Source organism: Paenibacillus phyllosphaerae, assembly GCF_014192105.1.
GTDB lineage: Bacteria > Bacillota > Bacilli > Paenibacillales > Paenibacillaceae > Paenibacillus_Z > Paenibacillus_Z phyllosphaerae.
The window spans coordinates 137,799-153,273 of record NZ_JACHXK010000013.1 but is presented as its reverse complement, the minus strand read 5'-3'; the positions used below and the strand labels follow the sequence as shown (position 1 = coordinate 153,273).

Annotated in this window: 15 protein-coding genes; 12 read left to right on the top strand and 3 right to left on the bottom strand. The window is 54.2% G+C overall.

Going from position 1 to position 15,475, the window contains the following annotated elements; translation table 11 throughout:
* From FHS18_RS23245 to mglC, 4 genes are all read left to right on the top strand, one after another.
* Window positions 1-999, top strand: coding sequence for a substrate-binding domain-containing protein (locus FHS18_RS23245; protein WP_183602766.1), 999 nt, complete (start codon window positions 1-3; stop codon window positions 997-999).
* Between the two features lie 211 nt (window positions 1,000-1,210).
* Complete coding sequence (locus FHS18_RS23240) at window positions 1,211-2,254, top strand: galactose ABC transporter substrate-binding protein (protein ID WP_183602808.1); 1,044 nt, start codon at window positions 1,211-1,213, stop codon at window positions 2,252-2,254.
* Window positions 2,255-2,361: 107 nt separating this feature from the next.
* On the top strand, window positions 2,362-3,882 hold the full coding sequence (locus FHS18_RS23235) for a sugar ABC transporter ATP-binding protein (RefSeq protein ID WP_183602765.1): 1,521 nt from the start codon (window positions 2,362-2,364) through the stop codon (window positions 3,880-3,882).
* A gap of 20 nt (window positions 3,883-3,902) precedes the next feature.
* Window positions 3,903-4,913 carry a galactose/methyl galactoside ABC transporter permease MglC gene (gene mglC / locus FHS18_RS23230; protein ID WP_183602764.1) on the top strand — a complete coding sequence of 337 codons (1,011 nt, stop codon included), beginning with the start codon at window positions 3,903-3,905 and terminating at the stop codon, window positions 4,911-4,913.
* 155 nt (window positions 4,914-5,068) lie between these two features.
* Here mglC and FHS18_RS23225 read toward each other — a convergent pair whose 3' ends face one another.
* Together FHS18_RS23225 and FHS18_RS23220 are read right to left on the bottom strand one after the other, a co-directional pair.
* Window positions 5,069-6,193, bottom strand: a complete 1,125-nt coding sequence (locus FHS18_RS23225) for a hypothetical protein (protein WP_183602763.1) — start codon at window positions 6,191-6,193, stop codon at window positions 5,069-5,071.
* Window positions 6,194-6,404: 211 nt separating this feature from the next.
* Window positions 6,405-7,634 carry an aminopeptidase gene (locus FHS18_RS23220; RefSeq protein WP_183602762.1) on the bottom strand — a complete coding sequence of 410 codons (1,230 nt, stop codon included), beginning with the start codon at window positions 7,632-7,634 and terminating at the stop codon, window positions 6,405-6,407.
* Between the two features lie 140 nt (window positions 7,635-7,774).
* Between FHS18_RS23220 and FHS18_RS23215 the strand changes: the two genes are divergently transcribed.
* From FHS18_RS23215 to FHS18_RS23180, 8 genes are all read left to right on the top strand, one after another.
* A complete protein-coding gene (locus FHS18_RS23215) occupies window positions 7,775-8,422 on the top strand; it encodes an SOS response-associated peptidase (protein WP_183602761.1) in 648 nt (215 codons plus the stop codon).
* Window positions 8,423-8,575: 153 nt separating this feature from the next.
* The gene (locus FHS18_RS23210; protein WP_183602760.1) at window positions 8,576-9,325 is read left to right on the top strand and encodes an HAD family hydrolase; all 750 of its coding nucleotides are present in this window, start codon (window positions 8,576-8,578) and stop codon (window positions 9,323-9,325) included.
* A 225-nt stretch (window positions 9,326-9,550) separates the two neighbouring features.
* On the top strand, window positions 9,551-9,730 hold the full coding sequence (locus FHS18_RS23205) for an H-type small acid-soluble spore protein (protein ID WP_183602759.1): 180 nt from the start codon (window positions 9,551-9,553) through the stop codon (window positions 9,728-9,730).
* Window positions 9,731-10,096: 366 nt separating this feature from the next.
* Entirely contained in the window at window positions 10,097-10,732 is a 636-nt protein-coding gene (locus FHS18_RS23200; protein ID WP_343060640.1) for a GNAT family N-acetyltransferase, read from the top strand.
* A gap of 197 nt (window positions 10,733-10,929) precedes the next feature.
* Window positions 10,930-12,441, top strand: a complete 1,512-nt coding sequence (locus FHS18_RS23195) for a spore germination protein (protein WP_183602758.1) — start codon at window positions 10,930-10,932, stop codon at window positions 12,439-12,441.
* 4 nt (window positions 12,442-12,445) lie between these two features.
* Complete coding sequence (locus FHS18_RS23190) at window positions 12,446-13,645, top strand: Ger(x)C family spore germination protein (RefSeq protein WP_183602757.1); 1,200 nt, start codon at window positions 12,446-12,448, stop codon at window positions 13,643-13,645.
* The gene (locus FHS18_RS23185) at window positions 13,642-13,884 is read left to right on the top strand and encodes a hypothetical protein (RefSeq protein ID WP_183602756.1); all 243 of its coding nucleotides are present in this window, start codon (window positions 13,642-13,644) and stop codon (window positions 13,882-13,884) included. The genes FHS18_RS23190 and FHS18_RS23185 overlap by 4 nt, the downstream gene beginning before the upstream one ends.
* Before the next feature lie 21 nt (window positions 13,885-13,905).
* Complete coding sequence (locus tag FHS18_RS23180; RefSeq protein WP_183602755.1) at window positions 13,906-15,045, top strand: GerAB/ArcD/ProY family transporter; 1,140 nt, start codon at window positions 13,906-13,908, stop codon at window positions 15,043-15,045.
* Between the two features lie 102 nt (window positions 15,046-15,147).
* On the opposite strand, the gene FHS18_RS23175 is transcribed toward FHS18_RS23180, so the two are convergent.
* Window positions 15,148-15,441: a hypothetical protein gene (locus FHS18_RS23175; RefSeq protein ID WP_183602754.1), complete on the bottom strand. Its 294-nt coding sequence runs from the start codon at window positions 15,439-15,441 to the stop codon at window positions 15,148-15,150.
* Window positions 15,442-15,475 lie beyond the last annotated feature (34 nt).

The window sequence follows — 15,475 nt, the reverse complement described above, 5'->3', positions numbered from 1 at the left end:
ATGAGCCGGATGGAGAAGTTCGCGTACGGCTTGCTCGTGATCATTGCCGTTATCGCAATACTAGGTATTTTCTATTCGTTGTTCGGATCGGGCGATTCGGAGGAGCGGGTCGACCTCGCTGCCAAGGACAGCCAGAAACCGGTGATCACCCTCGTGCTGCGAGAGACGCAAAGCGATTTCTGGCAGACGGTAACGATGGGGGCCGAGGCGGCCGCCAAGGAGTTCGGCCTCAGCCTGGTCGTCGAGGCGCCGGCGGACAGCGACGATATCTCAGGGCAGCAAGCGCTGGTCACGAAGTCGCTCAAGGGAAAATCCAAGGCGCTTATCGTCGCAGCCGCCGACGATGTCGAGATGGCTAAGACCGTCGTTAGCGCGCGGATCCCCGTCATCGCGATCGATACGGATATCGAGGCGCCATCCGTTCGGACCTTCATCGGAGTCGATAATTACGAGGCCGGCAAGAAGGCCGGCGAGCAGATCGCGGAGATGATGAGCAAGCAGGGGCAAGTCGTCATCTTAAGCTCCGTGAAGGACGACCGGAATATGGAACTGCGGATGCGCGGCATCCTGGACGCGTTCAAGCCGGAATCTTTCGTGACGGTGCTGGACAACCGCTACTGCTTATCCGGCATCGAGGCGTGCGAGCAAGTGGTGCAATCGTTAATGAATGCTACCTTGGTCGATGGGATCGTAGCCCTAGATGCGGAAGCGGCGATCGGAGCTGGACGAGAACTCGTTCGGCGCGGCGAAGAGGAGCGGGTGCAGGTGGTCGCTTTCGAGAGCGCGCACGAGCAGCTGGAGCAGCTGCAAGATGGCGTGCTGGAGGCGACGATCGTGCAGAATCCGTTCAGTATGGGCTATCTCGGCGTGAAGCATGCGGTGGAGGCGATCGATGGCGATCAGATCCCGCGCCGCGTCGAGATTCCGTCCAAAGTCATAGACCGCGAGAACATGTTCTGGATGGACAATCAGAAGCTGTTATTCCCCTTCGTTAAGTAATTAGCGATACTATTCGATAAATTCAGACAACATTCGACATTAAAATAACCTTAAAAACAGATGAGAATTTTCATAGAAAACATGAGAATATTGAATTCGCAACCTCCCTCGAATCGGGCATAATAAATTCAGCAAGCGATTGGAACACTATCCAACGTAAGCATGAGTTGAACGATTTTAAGGGAGGTTGTTTTTCTTGAAAAAGACAAAAATGACAGCCGTTCTTGCCGCTAGCGCTTTGATCGTTGGCGCACTGGCAGGCTGCGGAAGCAACAACAATGAAGGTAACAACACTGGCGCTGCTAACAACGGCGGTGGCGGCGATCTTCCTAAGGTCGGCGTAGCAATCTACAAATTCGACGATACTTTCATGTCCGGCGTTCGCGCAGCGATCACTGATGCAGCGAATGGCGTTGCTGAAGTTGACGTCGTTGACTCTCAGAACTCCCAACCGACACAGAACGATAAAGTTGACCTCTTCCTTAACAAAAAATACGACGCACTGGCGATCAACACGGTTGACCGTACAGCTGCAGGCGTCCTGATCGACAAAGCAAAAGCGAAAGACGTGCCAATCGTATTCTTGAACCGTGAGCCGATGGCTGACGACATGAACAAATGGGATAAAGTTTACTACGTAGGCGCTAAAGCTGAAGAGTCCGGCACAATTTCCGGCCAGCTGATCGTTGACTATTGGAAAGCAAACCCGACGGCGGATAAGAACGGCGACGGCAAACTGCAATACGTTATGCTTAAAGGCGAGCCGGGACACCAAGACGCCGAGCTTCGCACGAAGTTCTCCGTTAAAGCCGTAGAAGACGCTGGCATTCCGGTTGAGAAACTGGAAGAAGACACAGCAATGTGGGACCGCGTTAAAGGCCAAGAGAAAATGGCTGCTTTCCTTGCCGCTCACGGCGACAAAATCGAAGCCGTATTCGCGAACAACGACGACATGGCTCTCGGCGCTGTAGAAGCACTGAAAGCCGCTGGCTACTTCACAGGCGACAAATACGTGCCGGTTGTAGGCGTTGACGCAACGGCTCCGGCTCTGCAAGCTCTGCAAGACGGAACGCTGCTCGGTACGGTTCTGAACGACGCGAAGAACCAAGGTAAAGCAACAGTTACGCTTGCAGCGGTTCTTGGCAAAGGCGAAACGCCTTCTAAAGAAAACACAGGCTATGACATCACAGACGGCAAGTATGTCTGGATCCCATACAAGAAAATCACAAAAGACAACATTGCTGACGCTCAATAATTTGCAATCCCCCGTTTTGAACGGATAGATAAAAGCAAGGGAGCAACTTAGCTTAGCTTGCCCCCTTGCTTTTTCTATACCTTAAGGTTTTATGGTACAGGAGGCGTATGAAAGTGGCGAACACCCCGTTCATCCTAGAGATGAATCACATTTCCAAGTCGTTTCCGGGCGTTAAGGCGCTCGATAATGTGACGCTAAAGTTGCGTCCCGGCACGGTTCACGCGCTAATGGGCGAGAACGGCGCGGGTAAATCTACGCTGATGAAGTGTCTGTTCGGGATTTACACGCCGGACGAAGGCGAGATTATCATTGAAGGCCAGAAGGCCAATATTACGAATTCCAAGGACGCGATCAACTACGGCGTCTCGATGATTCACCAGGAGCTTCACCCGGTGCCGCACCGGAATGTCATGGAGAATTTATGGCTTGGGCGTTTTCCGCTCAAAAAATTCGGCCCTATTCGATTCATTGATGAGAAAAAGATGCTTGCCGAGACGAAAGCCGTGCTCGCCGAGCTTGAAATGAATATGGACCCTCATACCAAGGTCGGAGATCTCTCCGTATCGAACGTGCAATCCATTGAAATCGCCAAAGCCGTATCGCACCGCGCAAAGGTTATCGTCATGGACGAGCCAACTTCGTCGCTCACGGGCAATGAGGTCGAGCAGCTGTTCAAAATCATCAACAAGCTGCGTGCGCGTGGCGTTGCGATCATTTATATCTCGCACAAAATGGAAGAAATTCTTCGTATCTCCGATGACATCACCATCATGCGCGACGGCAAACTGATCGGCACTTGGCCATCGTCCGAGATGACGATGGACCTGATCATCTCCCGGATGGTCGGCCGTGAGCTGAAGGAGCGTTTCCCGGAGCGTCTGAACGTGCCGGGCGACACGCTGCTGAAGGTGGAGAACTTGACTTCGACGCAAGGGCATTCCTTCAAGGATGTATCCTTCGAATTGAAGAAAGGCGAGATTCTCGGCGTCGGCGGCCTTGTCGGCTCCCAGCGTACCGAGCTCATCGAAGCTTTGTTCGGCCTTCGCGGCGTTGCTTCAGGCAAGATCACGATCAACGGCAAAGAAGTGAAGATCAAGTCGCCGGTTGAAGCGAAGAAGCATAAAATCGCGCTGCTGACGGAAGAGCGGCGCGTGACAGGGATTTTCCCCGTCCTCTCGATTAAGGAAAACACCGCGATTGCAAGCTTGCCGCGATATCGCAACAGCGTCGGACTCCTGAGCGACGGCAAGATGCGCCAGGACGCAGAGGATAACGTGAAGCGGTTCCGCACGAAGACACCGACGATCGATACGCCGATCAAGAATCTCTCCGGCGGTAACCAGCAGAAGGTACTGCTCGCTCGCTGGATCTTGACCGACCCGGATATTCTGATGCTCGACGAGCCGACGCGCGGAATCGACGTTGGCGCGAAGTATGAAATTTACACGTTCATGACTGAGCTTGCCAAGCAGGGCAAGAGCATCATTATGATCTCCTCGGAAATGCCCGAGCTAATGGGAATGTCCGACCGGATTATGGTTATGTGTGAAGGCCGTATGACAGGCATCGTCGATGGCAAAACGGCAACTGAAGAAGATATTATGCGGCTAGCAGCCCAACGCGGCTGATCGAAGGAGGAAATAGTAGCATGAACGCAGCAAGTATTAAACGTTTCTCGTCCCAGAATGCGATTTACATCGTTCTGATCCTGCTCGTAGTAGCAATCGCAGTCTATGATCCAACCTTTATCGCGATTACAACGCTTCGTGATATTCTGGTCCAATCGTCGACACGTGCGATTATCGCACTTGGTATGGCTTTCATCCTCATCACAGGCGGTACGGACTTGTCCGCAGGCCGGATCGTCGGTATTACGGCGGTTATCTCCGCTTCCATGCTCCAGATGGAGACATACGCGAACCGTTTCTTCCCGGACATGGGCCAGATCAACATGATCATCCCGATCCTGCTCGCGATTATCGTCGGTCTTCTTATCGGATTGCTTAACGGCTTCATCGTAGCGAAGCTTAACGTACCGCCATTCATCGCCACGCTCGGCACCATGGTTGCGGTATACGGTCTGAACTCCATGTACTTCGACATTGATCCGAATAACTCCCAGCCAATCGGCGGTCTGCGTTCGGACTTCACGAACCTCGGAACAGGCTACATCGGTTCGGACGGCACGTATTCGATTCCTTACATCGTCATCATCGCTATCGTCGTTGCGGCGATCGTATGGGTCATCTTCAACAAGACGCAATTGGGCAAAAACATGTACGCCATCGGCGGCAACATCCAAGCGGCGAACGTATCCGGTATCCGCGTATCCCGCAACATCATGTACATCTACATGATCGCTGGCGCACTGTATGGTCTGGCAGGCGTTCTCGAGGCAGCTCGTACGGGCGGCGCGACGAACAACTACGGTAACATGTATGAGCTTGACGCCATCGCGGCATGCGTCGTCGGCGGCGTATCCACTGCGGGCGGTATCGGTACGGTTCCAGGCGTTATGGCCGGTGTCGTGATCTTCTCCGTCATCAACTACGGCTTGACGTACGTGGGCATCGACCCGTACTGGCAGCTGATCGTTAAAGGTGTAATCATCGTTGCAGCGGTCGCATTCGATATCCGCAAATATGTAGCGAAAAAATAGCACGAAGCAGGGCCGTCCCAAGTCATCGCAGATGACGAAGGACGGCCCTTTTTGTTTTGGAGCGAATTGAATTCACCGCGCAGTCGAATGATCTTAACTCTACATAAAACGTCAAGCGAGTGAGTTCGTCTTTGTTACAAACTGCAGAAGCGAGATCAAAATCTGGGTGTTTCTCCCCTCGCCAAATGTTTGCCAAAAGTCTTCCCAATCATCAGGATCAGCAAAGGGAACAACAGGTACAGGTAAACATCCCACCATACTTGACTTATTAAGATTCCGTTTCGTTTTAAGAGTAAGGTTGCAATGATAAGGATGGTCTCTAGACAGGCATATTTTATCCATCGGTATTTCCAACTTACCATAAGCAGCAGGGTAGTGACGAGCACAACGGATAGATAGTAAACGATACCGAAAGCACTTGTGTCATATGCCGGATCACTAAACCATCCAGGCCGGTAAACCCTGCTGGAGAATAACATGAAAGGTAAGAATTGGGCGGTTCCGGAAAGAGGACCCAAACAGAAAAAAAGCAAAAATGCGCGTGAGACCCCTTTCTTTGCCTTAAGCATCCAGGGATATATCTTTTTTATCAACGGGAAGTAAAACAGCAGACCCAATGAAGTATATCCGATCCGCCACCAATGTAGCGAATAGATATGCAGCTCGACGAAAAGCCACTCGATCCCTGCTAGCAGAGCGATAAACCCGACTATCCACAACCAGCCTAGTTGATATACCGAAAGGACCAGAGCGAGGGACGGTATCGAGATTAAATTAGATGTTAGAGCTCCGAGGTGGCTGTCATAATAACGATTGCAAAGCAGTTTCGGGTGGTACTCATAGCTCCCTAAGAAGATATAGATGACGGCTTCGATTATATATAGGAGTTCAACGCCAATAAAGAATTGCAAATAGGTGTGGAGGCTTCGTTTTCTATAAAACACAATGACCAGCAAAATGATAGAAATGAAGCTCAGACCCAAGTACCAATACGAATTAGAGCTCACGCCAAACACCCCCCTGAAAATTGTTCCCATTATTGTTCCAATTTTCAGGGGGGTTATATTCAAAAGAAATGGCGTCATTGGGAGAAGTCCCAATAACGCCATAGTGACCTTTAGTAAAGTAAGCGTGTCCACGAAGTGGACGTCAAGCAAGAGTCCGCACGATGTAATGCCCTGCGCTCTAAGCAACAGGTCACCACCACAAGGCAACAACGTAACGAACGAAGCTCGCTTCAGAGCTTTGTCCTGGCCAAACGTTGCATGTTCATCCGACATGCGGCGCGGCCAGGACAAAAGCGGTTCACGTGCGAAAGGACAGATCAACGACGGCCGCGTAGCGAATCTCGCAGATTCCGGGTGTCCAGAGGGATGGGGCCCTCTGGTTCCCCTCCAATGGAGGGGGAAGGGGCGAGGATAAAACAAGGGTTCTTAAGGGCGGAGCCCTTTATGTCCCTTTATTCCACTAAAGGAGGGGGTCAAAGGGGGCTTAGAAAGCCCAATTCCCCCCACGGAAGATTGGCTCCACCGTGCCATCTTCCAGGATCCCGTCGATATCCATTTCGGCTGATCCCACCATGAAGTCGACATGCGTGATGCTGTTGTTCACGCCATACTCAGCCAATTCCTCGCGGCTCATCTGCTTGCCGCCCTCGAGGTTGAAGGCATAGCCGCTGCCGATCGCGAAGTGGTTGGACGCGTTCTCGTCGAACAGCGTGTTGTAGAATAGGATATTCGATTGCGAGATCGGCGATTGGTGCGGCACGAGCGCGGCTTCGCCGAGATAATGCGAGCCTTCGTCCGTATCGATGAGCTGCTGCAGAATCTCTTGGCCTTTCTCCGCTTCGACCTTCACGACGCGGCCTTTCTCGAACGTCAGTTTGAAGCCGTCGATGATATTGCCGGCATAGCTGAGCGGCTTCGTGCTGGACACATAGCCCTCGACGCCGTCTTTGAACGGAACCGTGAACACTTCCTCGGTCGGCATATTCGCCATGAACGCGCTGCCGTCCGGAGCGGTGCTGCTGGCGCCCAGCCACAGATGCTTCTGCGGAAGCTCGACGGTGAGATCCGTGCCAGGCGCGCGGTAGTGGAGCTTCTTGTAACGCTTCGCGTTCAGATAATCGGCCTTCTGATGCAGGTTGGCATTATGCGCATCCCACGCTTGCACCGGGTCGGCTTCGTTCAGGCGGACAGCGGTGAAGATGGCTTCCCACAGCTGATCGACGGCATCGGCGCCGGCTTCCGGGAATACTTTCGCCGCCCAAGCTTCCGTGGAAGCGGCCACGACCGACCAAGGCACCTTATCGGCTTGCACCGCTTGGCGGTAGCCGGAGAGCGCCGTGCCGGATGCCTTCTGGAAGTTGGCGATCCGCTGCGGATCGATGCCTTTCAGCAGATCCGGGTTCGAGGATACGATCGCGATGAAGGCCGCGCCTTTGTCGACGAACGACATCCGCTTGTCTTTCTCCCAATCCGGGAAGCTGGTGAACACGTCGTCCGCCGCTTTTTCATATTTCAGACGCGAGAGGGTGTCGTCAGTCCAATCGATATGTACGTTGCGTGCGCCTGCGTTATAGGCTTTATCGGCGACAAGACGCGCGAGCGGCGCCATCTCGATCGCGGCCGTGACGTAGACATCCTGGCCTTGCTGTACGTTCACGCCGGTTCTGACGATCAGCTCCGCATATTTCTCAAGCTTTTCTTGTGATACGGCCATGGTTCAAACTCTCCCTTCGAGTGCCTATATAGATGGTACGTAAGTATTATACCTTTATTTAGGTAATGCCGCACATGATTCGCTACTTTCTGGTAAATAATAACCAAACTTGCTAATAATCAGAAGATTGAGGTGCGATCATGTGCGAAGCGTTATCGATTACGGCGGAAGTCAATGAACTGACCGACCGTTATCAGATCGAGAAAGTGATGTTGTACAATGCGAACCGTCCTGAAGTGAATCCGACCGAGACGGTCTCGGCTATCTTCCAACACCGTTATGACGGAAGGCTGCTGGATGACTTCCGTTGGGGGCTTATGCCGTACTGGGCCAAGGATTCCATTCTCATGGAGACGCGCACGATGTTGTGGAAGCCGATTTTTGACCGCATTCTGAAGAAACAGCGCTGCGTTATCCCGTGCACGGGCTTTTATGTGAGCAAGACGGAAGGCAAGGAGACGACGCGTTCCAAAATCTCCATGCGCAGTGGCTCCTTCGCGATCGCGGGACTGTATGACGTGTTCCGTTCGGCTTCGGGCGAAGAACTGCGTACGTGCACCTTGCTGACGACGCAGGCCAATGGCCTCGTATCGCCTTACCAGCGCACCATGCCGGCTATTCTCGAGGAGGAGCATGTCGAGCGCTGGCTCAGCGGCACCATTGCGGAGCCGTTCGAGCTCCATGAGATGCTGGGGCCGATGGACGCGCTGCGGATGAACGTGGAAGTGATCGGCACCACGTATGCGGATAAGGTACCGTTCGGCTTCAGAAGGCCGGAACCGGTATAAGGAAAGGGGAGCAGCTGTTGGCCTATGCGCCAGCGGCTGTTTTTTGCATCCGCATTCCTTATGCATATAGCTTTCCACCGCAAGTGCCTGCATGATACGATGATCCCATTACGGGCCCGGCATGGTTGCAGGGGGCAAAGGAGATTGTAAGGCATGGGCAACACGCATCGCATCGAAGCGGTATTTTTTGATTTGGACGATACATTGTATGATTCACTCTCGCCGTTCAGGACAGCCATTGCGGCCGTAATGGCGCTGCCCGGCGAATTTCCGATTGAGCAGGCTTACCGGCGTGTACGGTACCACAGCGATCGGTTGTGGGAGGTGTATGCGGAAGGGAAGATGGAGCTTCACGAAATGCGGCTGCAGCGCGTCATTCAGGCGTTCGCGGAATATGGCATCGCGGTCGATCGAGCGCAATCTGCCGAGATTCAGGCACGGTACCAAGAAGAGCAAGGGCGTCTGACGATGACGGAAGGCGTGCTTGAAGTGATTGGCGACCTGCAGCGCGCAGGTTACGATGTGGGGATTATCACGAACGGTCCGGTGGAACATCAATGGGGCAAAATACGCGCGCTTAGCTTAAATCAGGTGATCGCGGAGGATCGCATATTCGTCTCCGACGGGGTCGGCATCGCCAAGCCTGACCCGGGGATATTCCGCTATGTGAGCAAGGCAACGGGCCATGCGGACGAGCACTGCCTCTATGTAGGGGACTCGTGGCGCAATGACATTGCCGGGGCCATCGAGGCCGGCTGGCGCTCGATCTGGCTGAACCGGCGCGGCGCGGAGCCGGATACGGACCATGTGCCGTACGCCGTCATGAGCGATATGACGCTCGAACTGCGGGAGGCGCTCCGGGCTTTGTTAACGGCGCCAATCGTTCATGACGCGAAGGGTTAAATAGACAAAAAAATAACCCGCTGCGGAGGCGGGTTCAATACGAGCTATATAATAAAGGGGGGTCGTTGGAATTAAGTATAGGCGGCCAACCTTAAAACAAGCTGAAGTTAGCCTTATGATCAGATTAAAGATTAGTTACAGAAATGTGATCAACGTCACCGCGCAGGATATCCTCCTCCCGTTCGGGTTATCGTAAAAGGCGAGAACGCTCAAGGAGGACGCATCATGATAACGCAGCGCGCAAAAGAGATCGCAGCGTCGCCGACGATGGCGAACGTGACATTGAACGGCATTCCCGTCTTTATTCAGCACGTAGACGAACAGAGCGAGACGGCCAGAGTTTATCCATTGGATCAGCCGGAAGCGGAAGAGACGGTTCCGCTGCGTCAACTGATCGAGCAATAGGGATAGCCGGGATCGAGCGTGGTTGAGGAGCAGGCCGTTGGCTACTTGGCCTCCTCCGTCCGCCAAACGTGAGAACGTTGGATAGCCAATAGTACCCAATCGCCAGCAGGCGGTTGGGTTTTTGTCGTTCATGAAGCGCTGCCGTGCATAATTAACAAGATCCCCATCTTCGCTTGATTCAGCGTTAATGATTGAGGCTTATCCTAGACAGGTATTCCCCTTTCGAACGGTATGACAATTGGAAGACCCGCAGTCCGCAGCTGCGGGTCATTTTGTTGCCGGCGATGTAACGGGGACTACGCGTTACAGTTATGCTTCGCGCGAGAACGTGGTCAGGAACAATTTCGTAGGGGATGGGATTCTAAGGTGGATGCGCAAGCAATCGTACTAACTGGCGAGAAAGTTCTACTGGTTCCGATGACGTATGCCCATGTTGACGCTCTGTATGAAGCAGCGAGAGATCCAGAGATTTGGCGATACACGCGCGAGAATATTGTGACCCTGGACGATGCAAGCAGATTCGTCGACCGGGCCATGAAGGCGGAGCGGACGCTGCCGTTCGTCGTTACGGAGCAGGGAACAGGCCGGGTGCTGGGGAGTACCAGACTATATGATCTGTCCCCGGGCAACCGGAGTTTGGAGCTTGGCGTATCGTGGCTAAGGTCTGACGTATGGCGGACAGGCGTTAACCGGGAGTGCAAGTACCTGCTGTTGCGGCATAGCTTCGAATCGCTTGGCACCGTTCGGGTCCAGCTGAAAGCGGATGTGCGCAACGTGCGGTCGCAGCTGGCGATCGAACGGCTCGGCGCAAGCCGGGAGGGCATTATGCGCAACCATATCATTTTGCCGGACGGTACGGTGCGGGATTCCGTTATCTACAGCATTACGGACTATGAATGGCCTGTGGTGAAGAGCGCCTTGGAGGCCGACTTGGGATTGCGGAATCCGGCAGCCAGGACGTGGAGCATGGCTCACGCTGGAGAAGCATCCCCGGCTGTATAGCTTGGCGATTCCGGCGCCTTACAGTTATGAATAAAGAGGTCCTTCAACCTTCTCTGGCAGCAGCTGGAGAAGTTTTTTTGCACCGTGCACGATAGAGCAGGTTCACGCATGTTGGTCCTCCTTGCACATGCAGGGCGAATATGGAATACGGCCCGGGGAATACTAGCCGAACAGTCGAGGAACATCGGGGGATCGGTATGGGGAACAAGCGTCTTGCGTCACAACCGAATAATGCCGTCACGGTTACGGAGGCGTCATCGTCAACCCCGATTTCGGCGATTCTGTCCGACAATATCCTATCGGTTCGCGAGGGGATGGGCGGCAGTTCGGACATCATCATTCGCGAGAGCCTGTTCGCCGCTACGGGCAAGCCGATGGCCGTCCTCTATACGGACGGTCTTGTTGACGTTACCGCCGTCAATAATTTCATTCTGCGATCGCTGATGGGCGAACCTGAGCATATCCCGGCCGAGCAGGATCCGCTCGAAATCATGAAGGCGTATACGCTTGCGATCGGCGAAGTGAAGCAAGTCGACGACATGGCGAAGGTGTTCCACCATATTCTGTCCGGCGATACGGTCATTCTGATCGAAGGCTCGGTATCGGGGATCGCTGCCAGCACCAAAGGGTGGAAGGACCGCGGCGTGAGCGAGACCAGCGTGGAGACCGTCGTAAGGGGCCCGCGCGAATCGTTCACCGAATCGATTCGTACCAATACCGCGCTGATCCGCCGTAAAATCAAGGACCCCAATCTATGGATCGAAACGTTCCAGATCGGCGATATCACCAAAACCGACGTCATGATGATGTACGTGAACGGCGTGGCGCAGCCTACTTTAATCGGCGAGGTGCGCAGCCGGTTGAAGCAAATTACGATCGACGGTATTTTCGAGAGCAGCAATATCGAGGAAATGATCCAGGACCAGCAGATGACGGTGTTCCCGACGCTGTATAACTCGGAGCGTCCCGATGTGATCGCGCTCGAGCTGTTGCATGGCAAGGTAGCCGTGCTCGTGGATGGCACGCCATTCGTCCTGGTCGCGCCGGCGTTGTTCGAATCGTTCCTTAAGGCATCAGAGGATTATTACCATCGGATCGACATCAGCTCGCTCGTGCGCGTGCTGCGCTACATCGGGTTCCTGATCGCGCTCTTGGCGCCGTCGCTGTTCGTCGCGATTACGACCTACCATCAAGAGATGGTCCCGACGCAACTCTTGATCAGCCTGAGCGCGCAGCGGGAGGGAGTTCCGTTCCCGGCGTTCATCGAAGCGCTCATGATGGAAATCACGTTCGAGGTACTCCGCGAAGCCGCCTTGCGCATGCCGCGAACCATCGGTTCGGCGCTCTCGTTCGTCGGCACGCTCGTCATCGGCCAAGCGGCGGTCGAAGCGGGCATCATATCGGCCGCGATGGTCATCGTCGTGGCGATAACGGCGATCTGCAGCTTCGTCTTCCCGTCTTATGATTTGTCGAGCGCGATTCGCATATTGCGGTTTCCGCTCATGGCGCTTGCCGCCTCATTCGGCTTGATCGGCGTATTCATCGGCATGCTGCTGCTCGTGATGCACCTGAATTCGCTGCAATCGTTCGGCGTCCCTTATTTAAGCCCGTTCTCCCCGTTCGAGTTCGACAAGCAGAAGGATGCCTTCTTCCGATTCCCGTTCAAGGCGTTGTTCAACCGGATTCGCGTGGAGAAGAAGACAAGGTGAGCGCATGAGACATCGGGCCTGGCTTCTGGTGTTGCTGCTGATGCCGATGTTCCTTGGCGGCTGCTGGAGCCGCAGGGAATTGAACGAGCTGTCGATTGCCTCGGCGATCGGCATTGACCGACAAGACGATCAATACCTGCTGTCGGTTCAAGTCGTGAACCCCAGCAGCATTGCCAAGAAGCAGGGGGATAACACGACGCCGATCATCGTGTACTCGGCCAAGGGCGTGTCGCTTAACGAAGCCGTACGGCGATTGACGTCCTCAATCTCCCGCAAAATCTTTTTCTCCCACATCCGGATCGTCGTCTTGTCGGAAGAAGTGGCGAAGCGGGGCATTGCCAAACCGGTCGATTTCCTCATGCGCGGCAACGAGATCCGATCGGATTTCACCGTCCTTATTGCGAAAGGAGACTCGGCTAAGGATGTTCTCGGCGTTACGACGCCCATGGAGAAAATATCGGCGAATTTCATCTTCAATGCGCTCGAGGTGGCCAACAAGGAATGGTCGCCGGTAGCTTCCGTTAAGCTCGACGACCTGAGCAATCTGCTGCTCGGGACAGGGATGAGTCCGGTGCTGAGCGGCGTTCGCGTCGTAGGCGATCCGGCGGAAGGCAGATTGGATCAGAATGTGAAGTCGGCGACGCCTCCGGTCCGAATCCAGCACACGGGTATCGGCATCTTCAAGCAGGATAAGCTCGTCGGATGGCTGAACGAGCGGGAATCGCGCGGCTATTCGGTGCTGACGAACCGGGTGCGCCGTTCGTCGGTGCATCTTGTTTGCCCTGAAGGGGGCATTATCGGCATCGATACGTCGAATGTGAAGGCCGACTTCAAAGGGAAGATCATCGACAATAAGCCGCAGGTGTGGGTCGATGTCCAATATCAAGGCAACATCTCCAGCGTCGAATGTCCGATCGACTTGTCGGACCCAAGCGTCCTCGAACAGATGAATCACCAGCTGGAGGCATTCGGTCAGACAAACATGGAGCAGGTGATCCGGAAGGCGCAGTCGCTAGGTACGGACATCTTCGGCTTCGGCCTGGAGCTGCATCGGGTGAACCCGACTTATTGGAAACAGGTGGAGCGGCAGTGGGACGAGGAGTTCAAGAAGCTGGTCGTTCATCTTCAAGTTAAGGCGATGATCACGGGAACCGGCACGATCAGCGAATCGCCGGTCCGGAAAATGGAGGAGGACGGATTATGATAACGGCGAGCATTCTGCTGGGCTTGTCTTGCCTGGTCGGAGCAGTGGAATTGACAAGGCTATGGACCAAGAAGCATAAGCGAACCGTGGCGGTATACGCGGCCGTCTTAATCATGGGGAATGCCATGATTGTGCTGCGAGGATTGGGCATCGCGCTGCCGAACCCTGCGGATTGGCTGACAGCAGCGCTTACGCCCCTGAACAATATGCTGCTGCATCTAGGATTGATCGAAAGCTAAAGAAGATAAAGAGGGTTAGGCATGAACGATGGAACATTGACCGCTAGGCAGCTAATGATTCTGGTCATTTTCTTCATCATTGGGACGACGATTCTGGTCGTTCCTTCTACGCTGGCCGCCGAAGCGAAGCAAGGGGCATGGCTTCTGCAGCTGGGCGGCACAGTGGCCGGGACGCTGGTGCTGTGGTTCTACATGCTTATTTTCAAACGAAATACGGAGCAGAATCTGTTCGAGATGAACGAGCGATTGTTCGGACGCCTGCCGGGCAAAGCGGTGAGTCTGCTCGTGGCGGTACTGACTATCGTGTTCGCTTCCCAGGTGCTGTTCTACATCGGAAGCTTCATCCGAACGCAGATTATGCCGGACACGCCCATGGAGGCGATTCATGTACTGTTCATGTTTGCCGTCGTCGCAGGCGTGAAGTTCGGTCTCGTGACCATGGCGCGTACAGCGGAAATCTACTTCCCCTGGGTCCTGCTGCTGTTTATTTTCTTCCTCTTCTTCATCATCCCGGACATTCGGGTCAATCAGCTGATGCCATTGAGTGAAGTGGAAGGCATGTCGTTCGTAAGAGGGACGCTGGCGGTGGTCACTTATTCGTATTTCCCGCTGTTTATCACCTTTGCGGCGATGCACAGGTCAATCCCCTGGCAGAAAAGCATGCAGCGGGCTTACCTGATCGGCGGATTCGTCAGCGGCTCCATGCTGGTCGTCCTTGTGTTGGTCAGCACGATGGTGCTGGGGCCGATGAACACGGCGGTGCAGGTCTATCCGACCTATGTGGTCGCCCGCAAAATTAATGTCGGCGATTTCCTGCAACGGGTGGAGGTCATCGTGGCTTTCCTCTGGTTCATCGTGATCTATTTCAAGCTGACGCTGTATTTCCATGCCATCGTCACCGGGGTAGCCCAGACGTTCGGCATCGCCAAACAGGCCAAGTCGCTCGGCGTCCCGCTCGGCTTGCTCGTCTTCGTACTGTCGCTCTACATCTACCCGAATTACGTTTACTTGAAGAAGTGGGACACGCTCACTTGGACCTCGGAATCGCTCATCTTGGGAGTGGTGTACCCGAGTGTGCTGCTGGCCGCAACCATCGTACGTGCCAAATGGGGTAAGAAATCCGGCGGGCAGCCGATTGACAGCGGAGAAGGAGCTTCGTAATATAGAGTAAAAAATGCCCAGAGGAACCTGGAATTGAGGTTCTCGTCATCGAAACAACACAAAAGCCGAGGATTCATGCTCCCCGGCTCTTCATAGCGTGCTCTATTCGGCGTTGCCTTGGCTTTGCTCTTGCTCCAGCGCATCCAGCGCCGCGTCGATCAGCGTATCGAATAGCTCGTCGTTCTCTTCGATTTGCTCTTCGACTTGATTGATCTGGATTTCTTTGCCCGGACCGCTCAAGAAGTTGAGGCTGTACATCCAGTCTTCGCAGTTTTTGCTTTTGAGCGTCAGCTCATAATCGGATTTGTGGCCTTCCACCGCAAAATGCACGAAGCCTAAGAAGCCCTCCGACTTGCCGTAATTTTTCAACTCTGCTTTCAGAATGTTGATCTTCATGGTCGATTCATCCTCTCTATGTGGACTGCTCTTA